Source organism: Vibrio aquaticus (assembly GCF_003970385.1).
Classification (GTDB): Bacteria; Pseudomonadota; Gammaproteobacteria; order Enterobacterales; family Vibrionaceae; genus Vibrio; species Vibrio aquaticus.
In genome coordinates, this window is sequence record NZ_RXZH01000016.1 from 1 (window position 1) to 19663 (window position 19663).

At 40.9% G+C, this 19663-nt stretch carries 19 protein-coding genes and 2 pseudogenes; 1 reads left to right on the forward strand and 20 read right to left on the reverse strand.

What is annotated here, in order from left to right; translation table 11 throughout:
- The 17 genes and pseudogenes from EJ063_RS21265 to EJ063_RS20915 all read right to left on the reverse strand — a co-directional run.
- Positions 1–107 (reverse strand): annotated as a pseudogene (locus tag EJ063_RS21265) (VOC family protein); the annotation flags it as partial.
- A gap of 657 nt (positions 108–764) precedes the next feature.
- Entirely contained in the window at positions 765–1427 is a 663-nt protein-coding gene (locus tag EJ063_RS19210) for a hypothetical protein (protein WP_126575910.1), read from the reverse strand.
- Positions 1428–1569: 142 nt separating this feature from the next.
- Positions 1570–2106, reverse strand: a complete 537-nt coding sequence (locus EJ063_RS19215; protein WP_126575911.1) for a hypothetical protein — start codon at positions 2104–2106, stop codon at positions 1570–1572.
- Positions 2107–2210: 104 nt separating this feature from the next.
- Complete coding sequence (locus EJ063_RS19220; RefSeq protein WP_158676009.1) at positions 2211–2846, reverse strand: hypothetical protein; 636 nt, start codon at positions 2844–2846, stop codon at positions 2211–2213.
- A 1337-nt stretch (positions 2847–4183) separates the two neighbouring features.
- Positions 4184–4801, reverse strand: coding sequence for a hypothetical protein (locus EJ063_RS19235; RefSeq protein WP_126575914.1), 618 nt, complete (start codon positions 4799–4801; stop codon positions 4184–4186).
- Positions 4802–6435: 1634 nt separating this feature from the next.
- On the reverse strand, positions 6436–6786 hold the full coding sequence (locus tag EJ063_RS19245) for a VOC family protein (RefSeq protein WP_126575925.1): 351 nt from the start codon (positions 6784–6786) through the stop codon (positions 6436–6438).
- 126 nt (positions 6787–6912) lie between these two features.
- Positions 6913–7869 (reverse strand): hypothetical protein, encoded by a 957-nt coding sequence (locus EJ063_RS19250; protein WP_126575915.1) that lies wholly within the window; start codon positions 7867–7869, stop codon positions 6913–6915.
- Between the two features lie 324 nt (positions 7870–8193).
- Complete coding sequence (locus tag EJ063_RS19255) at positions 8194–8832, reverse strand: HAD family hydrolase (RefSeq protein ID WP_126575916.1); 639 nt, start codon at positions 8830–8832, stop codon at positions 8194–8196.
- 136 nt (positions 8833–8968) lie between these two features.
- Entirely contained in the window at positions 8969–9370 is a 402-nt protein-coding gene (locus EJ063_RS19260) for a hypothetical protein (RefSeq protein WP_126575917.1), read from the reverse strand.
- A 720-nt stretch (positions 9371–10090) separates the two neighbouring features.
- Positions 10091–10750, reverse strand: coding sequence for a hypothetical protein (locus EJ063_RS19265; protein ID WP_126575918.1), 660 nt, complete (start codon positions 10748–10750; stop codon positions 10091–10093).
- A gap of 159 nt (positions 10751–10909) precedes the next feature.
- On the reverse strand, positions 10910–11152 hold the full coding sequence (locus EJ063_RS19270) for a hypothetical protein (protein WP_126575919.1): 243 nt from the start codon (positions 11150–11152) through the stop codon (positions 10910–10912).
- A gap of 1754 nt (positions 11153–12906) precedes the next feature.
- Entirely contained in the window at positions 12907–13329 is a 423-nt protein-coding gene (locus EJ063_RS19280; RefSeq protein ID WP_126575920.1) for a GNAT family N-acetyltransferase, read from the reverse strand.
- A 134-nt stretch (positions 13330–13463) separates the two neighbouring features.
- The gene (locus EJ063_RS19285) at positions 13464–14006 is read right to left on the reverse strand and encodes a DinB family protein (RefSeq protein ID WP_126575921.1); all 543 of its coding nucleotides are present in this window, start codon (positions 14004–14006) and stop codon (positions 13464–13466) included.
- Positions 14007–14150: 144 nt separating this feature from the next.
- A complete protein-coding gene (locus EJ063_RS19295; RefSeq protein WP_126575926.1) occupies positions 14151–14402 on the reverse strand; it encodes a hypothetical protein in 252 nt (83 codons plus the stop codon).
- A gap of 163 nt (positions 14403–14565) precedes the next feature.
- Positions 14566–15417 carry an IS3 family transposase gene (locus EJ063_RS19300; protein WP_158676010.1) on the reverse strand — a complete coding sequence of 284 codons (852 nt, stop codon included), beginning with the start codon at positions 15415–15417 and terminating at the stop codon, positions 14566–14568.
- Complete coding sequence (locus EJ063_RS19305; RefSeq protein ID WP_004413754.1) at positions 15414–15722, reverse strand: transposase; 309 nt, start codon at positions 15720–15722, stop codon at positions 15414–15416. The genes EJ063_RS19300 and EJ063_RS19305 overlap by 4 nt, the downstream gene beginning before the upstream one ends.
- A gap of 159 nt (positions 15723–15881) precedes the next feature.
- Positions 15882–16523 (reverse strand): hypothetical protein, encoded by a 642-nt coding sequence (locus tag EJ063_RS20915; protein ID WP_158676011.1) that lies wholly within the window; start codon positions 16521–16523, stop codon positions 15882–15884.
- A 295-nt stretch (positions 16524–16818) separates the two neighbouring features.
- On the opposite strand from EJ063_RS20915, the gene EJ063_RS19310 reads away from it, so the two are divergent.
- On the forward strand, positions 16819–18165 hold the full coding sequence (locus EJ063_RS19310) for a hypothetical protein (protein WP_244225210.1): 1347 nt from the start codon (positions 16819–16821) through the stop codon (positions 18163–18165).
- 581 nt (positions 18166–18746) lie between these two features.
- On the opposite strand, the gene EJ063_RS19320 is transcribed toward EJ063_RS19310, so the two are convergent.
- From EJ063_RS19320 to EJ063_RS21145, 3 genes and pseudogenes are all read right to left on the reverse strand, one after another.
- The gene (locus tag EJ063_RS19320) at positions 18747–19034 is read right to left on the reverse strand and encodes a type II toxin-antitoxin system RelE/ParE family toxin (RefSeq protein ID WP_005445239.1); all 288 of its coding nucleotides are present in this window, start codon (positions 19032–19034) and stop codon (positions 18747–18749) included.
- On the reverse strand, positions 19031–19312 hold the full coding sequence (locus EJ063_RS19325) for a type II toxin-antitoxin system Phd/YefM family antitoxin (RefSeq protein WP_000086647.1): 282 nt from the start codon (positions 19310–19312) through the stop codon (positions 19031–19033). Before EJ063_RS19325 ends, EJ063_RS19320 begins: the two co-directional genes overlap by 4 nt.
- 115 nt (positions 19313–19427) lie before the next feature.
- Positions 19428–19663: pseudogene (locus EJ063_RS21145) on the reverse strand (hypothetical protein); the annotation flags it as partial.

The window sequence follows — 19663 nt, forward strand, 5'->3', positions numbered from 1 at the left end:
AATTCTGATGCGAGTTCGAAGCCAATGCTCAGATAAAAGCGCTTCGAAAGCTCAAAATCTTTGGCGGGCACAAACGATTTTATTTCTACTGTATTCAGATTTTCCATTTCTAGTACCAATTCCTTTCGACTGTTTGTAGCTTAACGCCCAATTAAGTTGTGAGCAACGCTGCCACATTGCTTTAGCACTTCACCGTAATCACCAAACGAATTGAAACCCAAAGCGCCGAGCGTTGCGAATCAGCTTGAATTGTTTGTTAGGCAAATTTCTCGTTTACTCACTTACTTGGTTTAAAAACAGAATACCTTAAACACGATTAGCAACCAATCACCCACTGACTTTTTGTGATTCAAGAACTACTAAAGCCACTATGTTACAGCCTCTCTTTTTACGCTCACGAAATACAGCCTTTCAGCGAGAAAGTAGCCTTTGAACCTGAGAAACTCAAAGCTGCGAAATGACAGCGAATACGAAAACTGCCTTGAACTAGCCCTTTCCACACCTTAAGCCAGTAAAACTCACTACCGACCAACACTGAAAACCAATGAGGCAACCCACGAATTTTGACATGTTTTACGGTTGAAGAGATTCAAGGATTTGAGCCGACAATACGGAATTGCAGACTATGAAAAGCGAAATGCCAGAGGGAACAAAAAAATTAGAACAAAGAACTTTTCTGCCCTTTGCCTAACGCCGCGTTAAGTAGTGAGCAACGCAACCACGAAACCTAACCATACCACCGTAAACACTATACTTGATTCCGACTAAAAATGCCGAGCGTTGCGAATCTGTCTTAAACGCTTTGTTAGGCTTTGGTAGGTGCCTTTCGGGTCATGCCCCCACCTTGCAAAAATATAAAAGGGCATAATTAAACAAACCATAAATGCCCCCGAAGTTAAACAACTAAGAAAAACCTCAGGCATAAACTCAATGACCTTGTTTATGTTCTCTTCTGGTAGTTTCCCTTTACCTCCCATTATCTCAATAACCAAACTAGCCGGTCTGTAACCCACCCATACTAAAAACCAAGAACATGCCGATACAGGTAAAAGAAATAATAGTGGTTTTAAATTCCGATGAGGTAAGACGAAAAACAATAATGAAATCGCAAATATGACCGCCAAAAATGCTGTCCAAGCATGGATTCTCATATCTTGAAGCCAGAAATGTTCTTTAATGTACATTAAGAGAACCAGCGCACCTAGTGTGCTTACGAACAAAAGCTTTCCGGCTTCTTTCGTAGGTTCAAACCGAACCAAGACATAAGCAACAACACACCAAAATACGCTAATCCAACCAATGACATCGACTCCTAAAGAGAAGAATCTCGGAGTCGAACTATTGGTTAATATTAAAACACCAATAATTACTCCTAAGAGTAAATACACTATTGCGAATCTCACTAAAAGCCAAACCAGTTTTATCATGAGTACCTCGTTCCATGAGAAGCCTAACGCCAAATTAAGGTGTGAACAACGCTAGCCACCTTACCTAAACCATTGTGCCATAAACACTAAACTGGCTTGAAGTGAAAGCGCCAAGCGTTGTGAATCACTCTTAAATTTATTGTTATGTTTGATCTATCGGTTTGAGGGAATCCATTATTGCCATCCCTACACTTCTACCAAAGCCCTCTATCGACACCGGTCCATTATAGATGAACTCGTCAGACACATTTTCTCTTAAAAACGTATGTAATATGACCGCACTTTTTAGCATTAAATCAAAATGTGGGACAACGTCGTGTTTATAGCTTGGTTCATAATGAACCACCCACTTATTCCTAAAATCGAGAACTTTCGATTGATAAGCTACGAATTCCTTTTGAGTGATGTTCAGTTCAGAAAACAGCCTATCCCTAAAGGCCTGATGGTCAGAAATTAAATTCTTCCAGTGGCACTCTTCTTTGTTTGACCCAAAGACTTTGCACCAGCTAATGACGGCATCACAAAGAAGGACATTATGAATGTGAGTAAAGGGATTTAGCGATTGATATACTGAGTCATAATCATTACAAATGTCCCCTAGAGCTTCAAATGAGTAATACGATCTAAAGAAGGAGTTTAGCGCGAAAAATCGCCCTTGCACTTCAGTGAAATTTTCCAATTTTTCTCCTTAAACATAACGCCGCATTAAGGTGTGAGCGACACTTGGCTATACTTGAGCGAAGCGAAACTGCCAAGCGTTGCGAATCACTCTTAAATGCTTTGTTAGGGCTGCCTTCCGTTTGTCAAAGACTCTACTTTTTGATTGATAAAAATGTACACGTTTGATGAAAACATACCAACAACAATAGCAACCAGAGCCATGCTATAAAACTCGGCCGAAGTATTCGCGGTTACTTCGGAAACTTTAACACCTTGCTTCTCAAGGTGAGGAGCAATTATAGATACTAATATCTCACTCTTTATTCCAACCCATGAAAACATTGCCATCAAACCAGAAGAGAGCACTAAAGTTGAATTTTTAAGTATGGGCATACCAGAAACCATGATTCGGGCAATTGCACCAATTGAGCCAATAATTAACGGTATCATTAGCAAGAAGAAGGCATTGACAGCTTGAGCTACAAATTGAGTCGTCTCTTCGTCAATCAAGTAAATATCTGGATTTCGAAAAGATAGAAAAACCAAAATTGTAAGACAAAACGCAAATATACAACCTATAACGGTTGCCTTGACTCTGTCATTTTTTAATTCAGCCTGTCGAATGAAGTACTGACGTTCTTGCTCATCCATCTCACGATTTTTATCATCTTTCAGCTCAGAAACTTGTAGCTTCAACTGTTTGATCAATTCATCTTTATCTTGTTGTGGAATATCCACAACGTTATCACTATTTTCCAATTTACCTCCAAAAGCCCTAACGCCGCATTAAGTGGTGAGCAACGCAGACCACTGAACCTAAGCCATTGTGCCGTAAACACTAAAGTTGAAGCAAACCAAAAATGCCGAGCGTTGTGAATCCGTCTTAAATGCCTTGTTAGGGTACATTTTGCTTGACCAATGCGGCAAAAGGCATATTATTACATTTAAGCGGTTATCCGCGAGGTGTCAGGCAAAGGTAGTAAAGATAAAAGACTAAAGAATCAAAGACTAAACTTAAAAATACTCAAAGCTAATTAATAAACTAAACTACTGAAACTAAAAAAGCTAACAATATACTAAATAAACGAAATCAAGACTAAATAAATTAAAGCTAACTAAAATACGAATCTAAAACTTAAAATACTCAAAGCTAACTAAATACACTAAAAATATACTTATAGAACTTAAAGCTAATGATAAACCTGTAAGCCTGATAGTCACTAACCCTCACAAAGGTGTTGGCTATGAAAATAAGTCTTAGTATTTCCGCAGCATTTCGTGCTTGGTTTCTAAAATTTGAGTTTGGTTTAGACAAAAGTAAGTGTAAGCCAAACGACGAACAAGAAGCTTAATTGAGAAAGCCCACAACTGACACTGTGGGCTTTTTTTGTGCCTGTACCCTAACGCCCAATTAACGTGTGAGCAGCGCATACACTGAACTTAAACACTGCGCCGTAAACACTAAACTCAACCCGAAGTGAGGGCGCCAAGCGTTGCGAATCACTGTTGAATTGTTTGTTATGTTTTACCACAAATATATGATTTGTTTGAGAAAGAACTGCTATTTCCAACTAGTTTTCTGAACCAAACCACAAGGCTGAAATCAACTTGACCGCCAAAGGCGACCAACCAGAAACGAGCAATTCCACTTCCCTGCCCAATGAGGCAACCCGAGCAAGAAACAACAAGCGCCCTGTCTTTCCAACCAAAGCGTAAAACAATGCTCAATTGCCGAGGCAACTGCCAAGCCAAAATGCCAATTGACTAAGAGCCTAAAAGCGACTTAAAGCCAGTTAAACAAGAAACCGACCACCACGACCTGACAATGAAGCAACCCACGAACATTGGCATGTTTTACGAGCTAAGAGATTCAAGAACTTAGACCGATAATGCGGATTTGCTGAGTCTACTAGGGACGAATTGCCAAAGGGACAAAGAACTGAAGCCTAAGACCTTTAAGCCTTTGAATTACAAGCAAACATAACGCCCAATTAAGTTGTGAGCAACACTACCACATTACCTAAACACTTCGCCGTAATCACCACACTAATTGAAACCGAAAGCGCCAAGCGTTGCGAATCAACTTGAATTGTTTGTTAAGTGGCTTTTTCGACATACTCCATAATGGAAAAATCTTCTAATGGTAAAGAGCGTGAAGTAAAGACTTCCTTCAATTTTTCTTGGGGATGTTTTGCGGACAATTTGAACCGTACTTCACAATTACACAGCTCATTTGCTAAGTGGTATGTAGAGCAAAGAAGTGACATTAATACATTTATCTCTCTAATGTTTGCACTTTCCCTATTGAATCGAAGCTCATCGAGAACTTTAGGATAAAGATCATTGAGACTGTCACTCATCGTAATCAATTTTTTTAAGCCACCTCTTTGCTCACGAGTTAAACCACTAAAACATTGATAAGTTAAGGACTTAAGTATTTCAAAATTTGTTGCTTGTGGCATTGTAATATTGATCAGTAAATCACTATTGCCACTGAGCTCGTAAGCGCGGTACTGAGCGAATACAGTATAATAAATGTCGATAGTCTTGCCTAAATCATCAGTCAAATCCGATAACTCTAGATACAATGAGCTTTCTGACGAATCAGAGAGAGCTTGAGCTTTCATTAACTCCATTTTCTTTGTTAAGAGAAGTGTAGCTCCAACACCAGCTAATGAAGCAACAACCCCACCTATGAATGAACTCCAATCCAAATCAACACTCCGAATTATATTTGCCACTTAACGCCCAATTAAGTTGTGAGCAACGCTACTACTTTACTCAAGCACTTCACCGTAATCACTAAACAAATTGAAACCGAAAGCGCCGAGCGTTGCGAATCAGCTTGAATTGCTTGTTATGTTTTACCACAAGCTTATGATTTACTTGAGAAAAAACTAATGATTCAGACTGTTTTTCTGAACTAGACCACAAGGCAAAAAATAACTTGGCCACCAAAGGCGACCAACCAACAACAAGTATGAACACTTCCCTGCCCAATGAGGCAACTCGACAAGCAATCAACAAGTACCCTCGTCTCTTCTCACAACAGCGCCAAACAATGGCTAGTTGCCGAGACTACTGCCAAGGTAGGATGCTGCTTGGGAAAGAACCTCAAAGCGACTTTAAGCCAGAGAAACTAAAACCTAAGCTGCTCGACCTGACAATGAAGCAACTCACGAATCTTGGCATGTTTTACGGGCTGAGAGCTTCAAGAACTTAGGTCGACAATACTAATTTGCTGAGTCTACTCGGAACAAATTGCCAGAGGGACAAAGAACTAGAGTCTAAGACTTTTAAGCCATTGAAATACAAGTAAACATAACGCCGCATTAAGGTGTGAGCGACGCTTGGCTATACTTGAGCGAAGCGAAACTGCCAAGCGTTGCGAATCACTCTTAAATGCTTTGTTAAGTTTATACTCCGCATTTGCTGAAATCTCGAGCGAAGTAGTACTCTTTTGAACTTTCTATTGCATGCCTATTTATGTGCCTAATATGCTGCTCAGTCATTTCTGTGTTTGCAGACTGTTCTGATATTAAAATCCTTGTCGGTGACAAAGGCAGACAAACTAACTCTGGAAAACATTCAGGGACAATAAATTCTAGACCTGTATCGGATATATCGAAGATAGCCCATGAAATGTGACGATAGTGGTTCATGAAGCGCGTCAATTCGGGCTGAATTCCTAATCCTGCCATTACATGGCTAGCGATTTCTCCCTTATGCCCTCGTACGTAGGCACTATGCTTTGACTCTAATATTTCTTCCTGATCCTTAGTTAAGTTATCCTCGGGTATACCGATAATATTTCGATTTTGTCGCGGCTTGTATTTGGCATGAAATCGTAGACACCATAGCGCATACATTTCCGTAATTGACTTGTAATCAAAAGGATAGACAATTGGTCGTTTCTGCGAATTAAGTCTACTAGCTACTACTTGAAACCTGTCTTCTATAGATTTCATATAGCCAGCTTCTGCTCGTTGATCCCAACGCCGTTCAACACAAAATATAGGATTACTAGGTTTAACTGATATAACTCGACTTTCATTAACCCTACACAGTTGTACGAGCTTTCGATCGTTAGTGAAACGACTGATACTATTTGTCGGAAATATATGCTGATTAACTGTTAGTCTGTGTGGATTCTTTTTCTGGACTTTCTCTGCTTTCAAATAATGTACCTCTAAACTTAACGCCAAATTAAGTAGTGAGCAACGCTACCACCTACCTAAACCATTGTGCCGTAAACACTAAAGTTGATTCAAACCAAAAGTGCCAAGCGTTGCGAATCTGCTTAAATTTATTGTTAGGCGCTTTCTTCAATTTTCCACGGTGGGTTTAATCAATTCTCACCCGCCCAATACAACTTAATTTTGTTTCCTGATGGGTCACTTAGTACCGCTTCTTTCCAAAGGAACGGCTGATCGATAGGTTCCTGATCGAACTCTATACCTTTATCTTTCAAATTTGCTACCAATTGATCGAGTTCTTCATGTTCAAAGTAAACAACACCTCTACATTCTAACCCGCGTTTCTCAGTGTCTAAGTAGATTGAAAATGTAGAGTCTCCATCGGGAAAAGAAAAACGGGAATAGTGTTCATCGCTGACAATTTGAATAAGTCCTAGTGCTTTATAAAAATCCACGGCCAAATTGATATCATCAACAGCCAAAGTTACTTGATTTAGATTCATATACTTTCCTTGTATCGCATGCATGGCGCCTAACGCCGCATTAAGGTGTGAGCGGCGCTTGGCTATACTTGAGCGAAGCGAAACTGCCAAGCGTTGCGAATCACTCTTAAATGCTTTGTTATGCATTTAGTCAAATAGGTCACCATTGGTTTGTTCGAGCGCTTCCAAATGGGACACTATAAGTTTTGGTCGTTTAGCTGCAATTCGACCTTTTTCGTCTAAACGGCTAACAGTACCGACTAGCTTACAGCGCAAGAATAGAAGAGGTTTATATTTAACAACACTACCCACATCAGGGTAAGCAGTAAGGATGTGTCCTAAATATTTAAAACCTAGAGAGTTGGATGTTTTATTTTCCCTTGTAACTTCGCCTTCAATCACAACTGTTGTACCGTGCACTAGCTCAGGTAAAACTAAAACCTCATCGTCATCTTCACTGTCATCCTTACAGAAGATTGCTTTGTCTTGTTTACCAATAGTAACTTCGTCCTTAACCCCGTCGTTGTATGTTCCAATTTTTAACGAGCGTCCTTCGGCTATATTACGAGCTAATTCTTCTAGTAACTTTGAATTGGAATTTAGATAAAGATCTAACGCAGGTTTTGGAACATATATGTACTCCCCACTATTGTTAGGAATACCGATAAGTTCGTTATTATTTTTAAACTTAAGGTTGGAAAGATCTTTTTTACCCGTTTCTCCTAGATGTTTGCTGATTCGTGCAAACCACTTTATCCCATCTAGTGCTTTCGAGAATATTGAGGTGAAGCCGAAGTTCTCAAAATCTTTCTCAGCCATTTTTGACGCTGCCTTACTAAAGTAAGCGGTCGCAACAACCCCAAGTCCAGCTTGTGCCCAGCCAGCAACTGTTTCTGGAACTAAAGCTTCCCAAGAACCCTTTTGGACCCTCATTGGAATTTCAAAATCAATATGCTTCAAGTCTGGTGCTTGTTTAGAAATAAGCTCTCTAATTGCTCCATCATATGCGAGTAGAGCTTTAGCTTGTCTTCTGGCATCCATTAGCCCGCCTTCTACTAACTCACCATCATACTTTATATAACCCAAGTACTTTTCTTGTTCCATTGTTAAACCTCAAAGTCATACTGATTTGAGACTGATATAGCAACAAACTAAAGTAGTAGCTATACATCAGTGTCATAGAGCAAAATCGCCTTTATGATACTACTTTTGTATGAAATTGAGCGCAATAATAGAAGCGTGATGTGCTCTGCGAATTGTGATAAGAGCGCTTAAAATGCATAACGCCGCGTTAAGTGGTGAATAACGCGACCACCTAACCTAAACCATTATGCCGTAAACACTTAAACTGAATAAAACCGAAAATGCCAAGCGTTGTGAATCCGTCTTAAACGCTTTGTTATAAGCGTGGTGAAGAGTAGTACAGACCTATTTCACGAAACTCAGAGCAGTATCTAAACAGTTAAAGTCTTGAATACGCTGGTAATGATTTACTCTACCACCGACAATCACTACATTAACAGCTAACTCTTTGCACGCTTCTAAGTCCCATTCTGCGTCACCAAAATAGGTAACAGGATAGTTATCAATTTGGTTGATTGCTGATTTTGCCAACTCCATAATTTTGATACGAGAGTAGTGATCATTTGATGACATAATCGCTAGTTTCTCAGTTTCAAAACCAGCTGATTCCAACTTTATCTTAGCTGTTTCTCCCCACCCACCTGTAGCAATAGAAACAACATATTCGTCACTGTCTAACAGATATGACACGAATTTTTTGGCTCCGTATACTTCTTGGGTAGGTGATGTTTTAACCGATTTCTGAACATTACGGATAAAAATAGGCTTAACGAGACTCTCTAATTCAGCTAGAGAATATTTGAGGCCTTGTTGCTCAATAAAGGTTTTTAATATTCCTCTATCTGTGACAAAGGGATAACTACCCCAATCTGTAGATATTTCAAGCCCTGTAGTTTCTCGCACAGCATCAACAAAACACTGTTCATCCATTGCATATGACTGTAGTAATGTTCCATCAATATCTAGCATTACATGATGTTTCATTTAATTCCCTTTAAGCTTATAACGCCAAATTAAGGTGTGAACAACGCTACCACCTAACTTAAAGCATTGTGCCATAGACACTTAACTTGCTTGAAGTGCAAGCGCTAAGCGTTGTGAATCACTCTTAAATTTATTGTTATAAATCAAGCCAATAGTCATGCATATTAGCTTTGTTAACTTTCCTTAACTTGTAACCAAACAATTCGTCGACGATATCATCGATAGAGTTGAACTGAACTCTGATACCGCCAATTTCACGAACTTTCGTATCCTCAATTCGCTCGACTTGAAATGATAACTCCAAAATGCTGGAAGTAGCTGTGACTAAGGTGAATGGCGAATTCATATTTTCTATTCTACCTTTTTCGGTTGGATACAATTCTGCCTTATAACTCTTATTATTCTGGCTCAGTTGCTTACAAATAAGCCAGAATAAAGCCAACTCTTCTTCAGCTACTTTGCCTCCAATTTTATGAGTGTCTTCCTCAGATACTGACGCTAGCAATGACGATAGCGAATGTAGTTCTAGCAATGCCATGTTCGAAGTTCCTTCCAGATTTATAACGCCCAATTAACGTGTGAGCAGCGCAGACACTAGACTTAAACACTGCGCCGTAAACACTTAACTCAAACCGAAGTGAGAGCGCCAAGCGTTGCGAATCACTGTTGAATTGTTTGTTATGTTTTACCACAAGTTACTGACTTAATTGAGAAAGAACTGCTGTTTCAAGCCAGTTTTCTAAACCAAACCACAAGGCAAGAACCAACTTGGCCGCCAAAAGCGACTAAACCAAAACCAGTAATTCCACTTCCCTGCCCAATGAGGCAACCCAACTAACTTTCAACAAGCACCCTGTCTTTCCAACCAAAGCGCAAAACAATGCTGAATTGCCGAGGCAACTGCCAAACCCAAATGCCAATTGACTATGAACCTAACAGCGACTTAAAGCCAGCTAAACAAGAGCCCGACCGCCACGACCTGACAATGAAGCAACCCACGAACATTGGCATGTTTTACGGGCTAAGAGATTCAAGAACTTAGACCGATAATGCGGATTTGCTGAGACTGCTAGGGACGAATTGCCAGAGGGACAAAGAACTAAAGCCTAAGACCTTTAAACCTTTGAAATACAAGTAAACATAACGCCAAATTAAGGTGTGAACAACGCTAACATCTGACCTAAACCATTGTGCCATAAACACTAAACTGACTTGAAGTGACGGTGCCAAGCGTTGTGAATCACTCTTAAATTTATTGTTATGTGTGGAATTCTTGCGACATTTTTCTCGCTTTATTCTCAATTTCCAATGTACTGTTATTAAGTGAATCCAAGAGTGAGCTATATTTATCCATATGCTCCTCACTTACACGAGCATTCACGTTGCCATTTTTCCGTTTTTCTACGACTTCCATCATCCCGTTTCCAAGCCAGCGCTTATAGTCAGCAAGTGACTTTCGCAACTCATTGTGCTCTTTATCCAATTCAGGAAAATATAGCTTTTGAATTAGTTGAGCTTTATGCCAAAGCTGTTCATCGTAAGAATGGTCTTTACCAAAGAATTTCTCCTCCATTTCCTTATGAAGTACATCTGGTAGGCACATAATTAACAAGACATACTCTTCAAGTTTTGCCCTGCGTACTTGTAAGATTTCTTTTCGGTTCCACGACTTGTATTCCAAGTCATTCTTAATCGTTTCAGTTGTCTTAGCTGTCACTTCGGATTGAAGTTTAATCGTATCCAAACTAGATTTAATTGCTGAATACTTCGCCTTCTCTGAATATAAAGCCCTAAAGAAAGCTAAGAGTGAAGCTAATATCAAAACCAACAATATGACAACGACGTAGTATTCTAGGTCGCTCCATGTTGGTTTATTCAGCAACGTAATAGCAATTTCATTGACAGATTCTTGTTTCATTTATTCCTCGTAACACATAACGCCAAATTAAGGTGTGAGTAACCCTACCACCCACCTAAACCATTGTGCCGTAAACACTTAAGCCGATTCAAAGCAAAAATGCCGAGCGTTGTGAATCACTCTTAAATTTATTGTTAGCTTTCTGTCTACAGAGGAGAGCTATTGAAATTCTGTGCCGTGATTTTCTAGTGTTTGCTTACCACATTTAAGGCACACTACGAACTTGTCTGTTAACTCCAATGATGCTCCTCCTGGCAAAGAAGCTGCTGCTCCACTGAAGAAACCGTCTAGAAACGCTTTGAACTGTTCTTTTTTTGACTTTCCATATTTTGAGGGTTTCTGCTTGATTGCTTCTGTATGTTCAGTTTCTCTCTCGCACTTTTCACAAAACCTAATATTCATACTGCCTCCAATGAGATTAACGCACGCATGGAAAACGACAGTACTAAGAATACCAAAAGCACTAAGTAAGTTCGTATTCTTACTCAATACATTCGACTTTGTGCCCAAACTTGAAAAGATAGCTAACGCCAAATTAAGTAGTGAGCAACGCTACCACTCACCTAAAACATTGTGCCGTAAACACTAAATCTGATTCAAACCAAAAGTGCCAAGCGTTGCGAATCTGCTTAAATTTATTGTTATGTTTTACCACAAATGCATGATTTACTTGAGAAAGAACTGCAATTTCTGACCAGTTTTCTGAACTAAACCACAAGGTAAGAACCGACTTGGCCGCCAAAGGCGACTTTGAGCCAGTAAAATGAAAAGCCAACCACCACGACCTGACAATGAAGCAACCCGCGAACATAGGCATGTTTTACTGGCTGAGAGATTCAAGAACTTAGACCGACAATGCGGATTTGCTGAGTCTACTAGGGAGGATTACCAGAGGGACAAAGAACTAAAGCCTAAGACCTTTAAGCCTTTGAATTTCAAGTAAACATAACGCCCAATTAAGTTGTGAGCAACGCTGCCAAAGCACTCAAACACTTCACCGTAATCACAAAGCCAATTGAAACCGAAAGCGCCGAGCGTTGCGAATCAGCTTGAATTGTTTGTTAGGCAAATTTTCCTACGTGCTCACTAACTTGGTTTGAAAACAGAATACCTTAAACACGATAAGCAACCAATCAGCCACTAACTTTTTGTGATTCAAGAACCACTGAAGCCACTATGTTACAGCCTCATTTTCAACGTTCACGAAACACAGTCTTTCAACGACAAAGTAGCTTTTGAACCTGAGAAACTCAAAGCTGCGAAATGACAGCAATAACGAAAGCTTCCACTAACTTGCCCTTTCCACACTTTAAGCCAGTGAAGCTCAACACCAACCAACACCGAAACCCAATGAGGCAACCTACGAACTTTGGCATGTTTTACAGTTGGAGAGGTTCGAGAATTTGAGCCGACAATGCTGGATTGCCGACTTTGAGAAACGGACTGCCAGAGGGAGCAAGAAGATTAGAATAAAGAACTTTTCTGCCCTTTGCCTAACGCCTTGCTAAGGTGTGAGTAACGCAATACAAAAGCTACCGCACAGCGCCTTAATCACATAAGCCACCGCAAAGTAAAAATGCCACGCGTTACGAATCACTCTTAAGCAATTTGTTAGTACATGCGCTACTTCTATTTGTGCACTCCAAGATATTGAAAAGTGGCATGATATGAAAGGCTTTGAACACTGAAGTGAGACGGGCAGCTACAAAACTTTATCCCGATTGAAAGACGAAAGTTGGCTAGAAGAAAAACGCACTAAACTGCCCTAATTTCACTGGCTTCAAATTAGAAAAGGATTCGTTCCTCGCACTTCGACGGCAACACCAAAGAAAGACAATTCTGACTTAGTAAAGCCACGAAAGAGAAGAAGCACCAAAGAAATAGGCTAAGAGTTGGAAACCGTAAACGGTGAAATCAAAACGAACACTACGCATATAGTGCCACCGGAAAGAACGTGAAAGGTACAAGCTGAAAGGTGTAAATACGAGCACCAAAACAGATAAACACCTAAACTTATGGCCTTTGATGCCAAACCCGTACTAACGCCAAATTAAGTAGTGAGCAACTCTGCCACCTACCTAAAACATTGTGCCGTAAACACTAAAGCCGATTCAAACCAAAAATGCCAAGCGTTGCGAATCTACTTAAATTTATTGTTAAATTGTTTGCTCTCGACGCATCGCTATTATTTGGTACCCTTTTTCTTCATAACCACGATATCTTTTTGCAAGATACTCGGGGAAACTATCAGGGCTAATAGGTTGAAAACCTATCTGTCCATAAAACTTACCGAGATGAGAGAAAGGCATGCAATATGAGATCGTTTCATTAAGTATCGGTTCAATATGCTTTAAAAACTCTGTGCCAAACCCGCTTCCTTGGTAAGCCTTAGCAAGGTACATACCACGCAACACCGAAATACCATTGCCAACTTCAACTTTTACAGAACCAACGATTTCACCATCATTGGTGGCAATAAATGCACGTTCGGAGTTACTCCACCCACTGTGATAACCCTGTTCAAGATAAAACTGATTTAGTGCATCTCTAACAGATTCATCAGCTTCAAATACTTTCACGTTGCCTCCTGCAATTTAACGCCAAATTAAGGTGTGAACAACGCTAACCACCTTACCTAAGCCATTGTGCCATAAACACTAAACTTGCTTGAAGTGAAAGCGCCGAGCGTTGTGAATCACTCTTAAATTTATTGTTATGTACGTGCTCCCTCTGGCACGATCATAGGCAGGTCTGTACAGCCAAAGTCTAAACCAAACTGACTTAGCAAACAGGTTAGTTGACCTCTATGGTGAGTTTGATGGTTGAAAATATGTTGGCAAAACTCACCTACGGTCCTTTGAATCACCTGCCCTTCTGTTGTCGTGTACCTGACTATTTGGTTACAGCCATCAGCGGTAAACTGACTAGTAATTTCAATATAGATCGAGTCTACAAGTTCTCGTAATTCAGAGAGTTCGTCTAGATTCGAAGCGAACGTGTCAGAAACTGACTTAGAAACGGGTAATTGCTCTAAAACTGTAGCTTCAACTGATACTAACTCATTTGCTACAAGGCGTTGGAGCATAATCAAGTCACCGAACAAGATATGATTCCAGTGAGTCATGATTGTGGGGAAAAATGAGTTGGTATTCCGATGCAACTGCTCATGAGTCAGCTTACTGCAAACACCAAGTAACTGCTTATTCATTCGCTGATTGTACAGCGCCAACATTCTGAAATTTGAGGATAAATCCATTTGACCTCCAAAGTACATAACGCCAAATTAAGTAGTGAGCAACACTACCACCTACCTAAAACATTGTGCCGTAAACACTTAAGCCGATTCAAACCGAAAGTGCCAAGCGTTGCGAATCTGCTTAAATTTATTGTTATGTGCTTTTTATTGAGGTCTGTCTTCTGGGTTGTCTCGATACCAAGCTTCCAGTAATTCTTGACCATAGATAACTTCAGTTTGCATGTGCATATAAAGAAGAAACGCTGCCAGAAAAAAGCTTATTCCGTTTAGCCAACGCAAGGCATGTTTACGTTCAATATCATAGAAAAACATACTGACGCCAACAAGCAAGAAAGGATATGTACCCATTAGAAGCAACAACCAGCCAAGATAGCTAGAAATTGCCATTTCCGTCATTTCACCAGTCACTTCTGCCACCCAATGAGTTAGTAGAAAACTCAGTGCATATTAGAGCAAGTATTCAGCTCCAAGGGATTAACACCGGATAGTTTCGAGGCACTTCAAATTGAGCTTTCGGAACTGGCACTGGTGTACCCCACAAAAAGTAGACAGTACATAACTACATACTTTCGTACTCAACTGGGCTGACGTGCCCCAACGCTGAGTGTCTTCTTCTGCGATTGTAAAATACCTCGATGTATTCGAAGATGCCCATTCGGGCTTCTTCGACAGTTTGATAGTCTTCTGCGTATATCAGTTCGACTTTCAGTCGACTGTAGAACGACTCCATCACCGCATTATCCCAACAGTTACCCTGTCGACTCATGCTCGGTACACCTCCATGCTTGCGCATGAAGTCTTGATATTTATATGCTCTGTATTGTACACCACGGTCTGAGTGGATAATGACGCCCTTAGGCGGCTTACGTGACTCAAACGCCATTTTTAGGGCATTGGTGATGAGCTCGACAGTCATCGTTGTCCCTAGCGACCAGCCCACAATGCGCCTTGAATGCAGGTCCATCACTGTCGCCAAGAAGAGCCAACGGCTCTTCACCCAGATATACGTGATGTCCGTGACCCACTTCTGATTTGGCGTCTCAGACTCAAAGTCTCTTCGCAGTAAATTGTCAGCCACATTCGTCATCGCAGCCACATCCTTGCTGTATTTAAACCCTTTACCATTACGTGCCCTGATACCTTTTTCCTTCATGATATCAGCGACATAATTCACGCAGCAGGCATGGCCTGCTTCGTTTAACTCTTCGGCTATTCGCACTGAGCCGTAACGTGCCCGATATTGGGCAAAGGTACACATAACGAGCTGTTCAAAGCGCTCTCGCCGCTTTGAACGCTCACTCGGCGTATGATGACGCCACTTATAATAACCGCTTCGATTCACCTCTAACGTACGGCACATTAAGCTAATCGAGTACTCCCCAACATAGCTTTCGATGAACTCGTACTTCACTCTTGCTGCTTCGCGAAGTACGCCGAGACCTTTTTTAGGAATTCCATTTCATCTTTGAGCCGCTTGTTCTCGCGCCTTAGCGCTCGAAGCTCTTCGGACTCTTTCTTGGAGTAGTCGACACCATCTAAGGTGTTAAACTGTTTATCAGATAGGCGTGTGAACTGGCGCTTCCAGTTCCGGATCTGCTGGGCACTGATGCCCAGCTCCTTGGCAACGGAGACTGCTGTTCGGCCAGGAAGGCTGGCCAGACGCACTGCCTCTTTGCGGAACTCTTCGGTGTACGCTGGATTACGATGTTTAGCCATAAATCACCTCTCAATTAGACCCTAGATCTAACTTAGTAAAGTGTCTACTAAACGTGGGGTACTCGGTCACATAACGCCGCATTAAGGTGTGAGCGGCGCTTGGCTATACTTGAGCGAAGCGAAACTGCCAAGCGTTGCGAATCACTCTTAAATGCTTTGTTATGTTAAAGAAGCAAGCCAACTAAACAATTCGGCTAGAAGACCAAAAAGTACAGCCAAATTGGTAGCTAAAAATAACAAGGTGTTTTTTATACCAAATACCGCTTCGATTACTGTAATGATAGTTAAACCAAGAATATAGTTGTTTGTTTTGGTTTGAAGGGTTGCTAGCTTGCCTTCAATAAAAAATGATATGCCCCAGTAGTTCAAACCACTCACTGGTTCATCTTTTTCATGAGCTAAATCATACTGATAACATTGAATTTCTTGGTCACTTGATTCTGGAACTACGTTTACATCTAGCCAACCTCCACCATCTAAGTCAAACGTACATGCTGTAATTTCAACTTCGAGGCTTCCTTTTGGGTTCATCGCTGGAACTTGAACATCATGATTTACTGTTTGAGTAACCTGATTGCCCACATATCTAAATACAATATTTGTTAAGCTTGCCCCTTTAAAGGCTTTATTGGACATATTGGTAATAACCAAATAGGTCTTGTATGGCTGCCCTTGTATTACATTTCTCAAACTACTTTTCTTCGTTACTGAAAAATGACCAGTTTTGATGGTTTCAAACTTGAGTTCAACCCTGAGCTCTATTCGTTCTTTCGGAGGAGGTAATTGTTGTGGTTGGTCCATTATATAATACGACGTGTTAAAATGTTCATTCTACTATGGAAAAGAATATTGTACTAGATGCTTAACATAACGCCCAATTAAGGGGTGAACAACGCCTCCACCCAAACCTAAAACATTGTGCCATAAACACTAAATTTGGAGTAGAAGCAAAAGTGCCAAGCGTTGTGAATCCCTCTTAAATTGCTTGTTATGAGCGTTTTAAAGGGGGTGACTATGCCACGTAATGGGCAAGTTTTTACCTGTGAACTTTTAGGGGTATTATCACCACATTACAACGTCAAAACCTCTACTTACGATGATAAAGCAACGAGAATACCGCTGTCCAATTTGGAAAGACCCTAAAACCTGTACCTGTCCTTCATGCGACAACAACAGAAAAGTGCAAACCAGCAGGGCCGCTGTAGAAGCTGCCACAACAAAAAACTTTGCTTCGGGCTCTAAATTTGCCTCTGTTAACACAGTAACTGAACCTGTTGCGCCTAAAGAAACGACTAGAGACAAAATCGAACGACAACGCCAAGAACGATACGAAGAAGCAGAAAAAGGCTGGGCAAAACTACAAGCTGAGAAACAAAATCAGTTTTTACTTGGATGGACACAAAACTCGCAAGCCAGACCACTTGAACAGGTCTGGGAAGAACTGTTTACTGCCGAAACAACCAACACACAAAAACGCTATATCAAACAATGTAACGTACACCTGAATAACCCTGTGAAACAGGGTGAAATCATTATTGTTCCAACAACTGAACCTACTAACCCCAAAGACAAACAAGCTTTAGAAGAGCTAAAGGAAGAAGCCACTGCGGCCAGTAAGGAGCTAGGCAAGCTCAGCGATGAGCAAGTGTCGGTGGTCAGTCGACACTTAGAGCTTCTTGACCACTACGCAAATGAGACACTACCTACATTAGCCAATGAAGGCTTACCGAGTGACTATTACGCTTACGCTTCATTAGGCGTTGGTATGGCTACCGCTGGTGTTGAACAACATTTAAAAAATATTAATGGCGTTCTCCTAGAGATTAACGAATTATATGCAGGTCAAGTCGCCATGGCTAGCCGAACCGGAGGAGTGAATTATGGTGAGTTCATATCTCAACGCGCAGAGTTATTCAAAAAGCTCGATGGTTCATTTGCAGGGCTATCCAAACGCACTGTGCAGTTGCCTATGTATACGCAAGTAAAGCGAAACCTGAAACTGTCGACTAAATCCGTTATACACAACGCAGATGAAATATTAAAATCGGGCTTTGTGAAAAACTTAGGTAAACGAATTGCTAATGTATCCGTCGGAATCTCAGCAGCAAAAGGAGTTGGTTACATTGGTTTAGGGCTAGGAGTCGCTAGCGGCGTAAAAAATATTTATGAAGCATGTAATGTAGATAGCTCGGGCAACTGTGGACAAACAACTAGCAGAGAAATAGCAGGATTTATCGGAGGTGCATACTTAGGCGCACAAGCTGCTACATGGGCAGCGGGTGGTATGCTACTAGTTCTAGGTACGGCTTCGGCCCCAATAATTGCCGTTGCTTCTATTAGTGCATTTGTCGTAGGTGGAGTTGCGGGAGGCGTCTTAGGTACTACGGCTGGCAAAGAAACCGGTGATATTGCATATTCGATATACGAATGGATTGTGGAGTAAATTATGTCGTCAGCAGTTTGGTGGGAATTGATGATAATGATCCCCGCCGCATTTTTTGGTGGGTATGCCCTCATCTGGTCAATTCCGGGGGTGTTTTTTGGAGCTGTATTATCTTTAGGAGAACCCGCGCGAATAGTATGGCTCGATAAGCAGCTAGCAAGAGACGTAAACAAACTACATTCGGATTACCAAAATATGTTGTCTTACAGCATCATGTCTAGGTTTATGAACTACTGTATAGCTTACCCACTCATTCGACACCGAGCCACTACGAGTTCTACCAAATTCAAACTATTTATGTGGGCCAATTCATTGGGGTTTTGGAGTTGGCTTGCAGTCATAGTACTAGGAGGGCTTGCAAAAGCACTCGGAATAATTGCTTAACTTGATTTCTGATGCTAGCTGGACGAATTCAGCTAGCACAAAATCACAGCTTTCCACCTTTAGCTCATAACGCTCTGTTAAGGTGTGAGCAACGCAATACTGATGCTTCCGCATGCCACCTTAAACACTAAACGCAACGCATAGCAAAAATGCCAAGCGTTGCGAATCACTCTTAAACAGTTTGTTATAACACAGTTTTACACGTCATCTTCCGATAAAATTTGACGACAATTACGAACTGTTAGTACGCGGATTTCGTGACTTAAACTGTAGATAATACGATAGTGACCAAAGATGATTTCGCGATAGTTCGTGTGGGGCATTTCAGGAACAAACCGCCCCATTTCAGGCATACTTCCAAGGAGTTCAGTTTTGTCAAAAACTTCGTTTACCCACCTCTCTGCCGCAGGTGGATTATCCAAAGAAATAAACTCCGCTGCATCACCYAGTTTCTGAAGTGCTAATGGAGACCAGACTACTTTCATTTCTTAATGCGCCCAAGTACTTGAGCACGCGCATCATCATTGGAAACACCGAGACCAGAAGCTAACTGAGCTTCTGCTGTGCGCATTTCTTCCAGTAATTCGATTTTCTCTTGCATTGCTTCATACTCAGCAACATCGAGAACAACAGCAACACCTTTGCCACGTTGCGTAATAACCAATGGACGACGAGTCTCATTGATTTGTTTGATGTATGAAGCTACACCGGCACGAAACTCAGAYAAAGGCTGAATATCTTGATCGAAATGAATACGACTCATATTGAACTCCCATTAGTACAGAATAACGTACAAATAATAGTTCAACTAATCCTTTTGAGCAAGAAGTTGATTCTGTGTTATAACGCCAAATTAAGGTGTGAACAACGCTAACACCTTAGCTAAACCATTGTGCCATAAACACTAAACTTGCTTGAAGTGAAATCGCCGAGCGTTGTGAATCACTCTTAAATTTATTGTTAGCCGTCTTGGATTCAAGTACGAAGTGCGACACCTCTGAAAAATAAAACAGTGAGATGTGGTATTCATAAGTTTTGCTCCCGCCAAGAAGTAAAACCATGAAATATACACACCTCACTGAGAAAGAAAGATATACGATTTCTATCTTAAGAA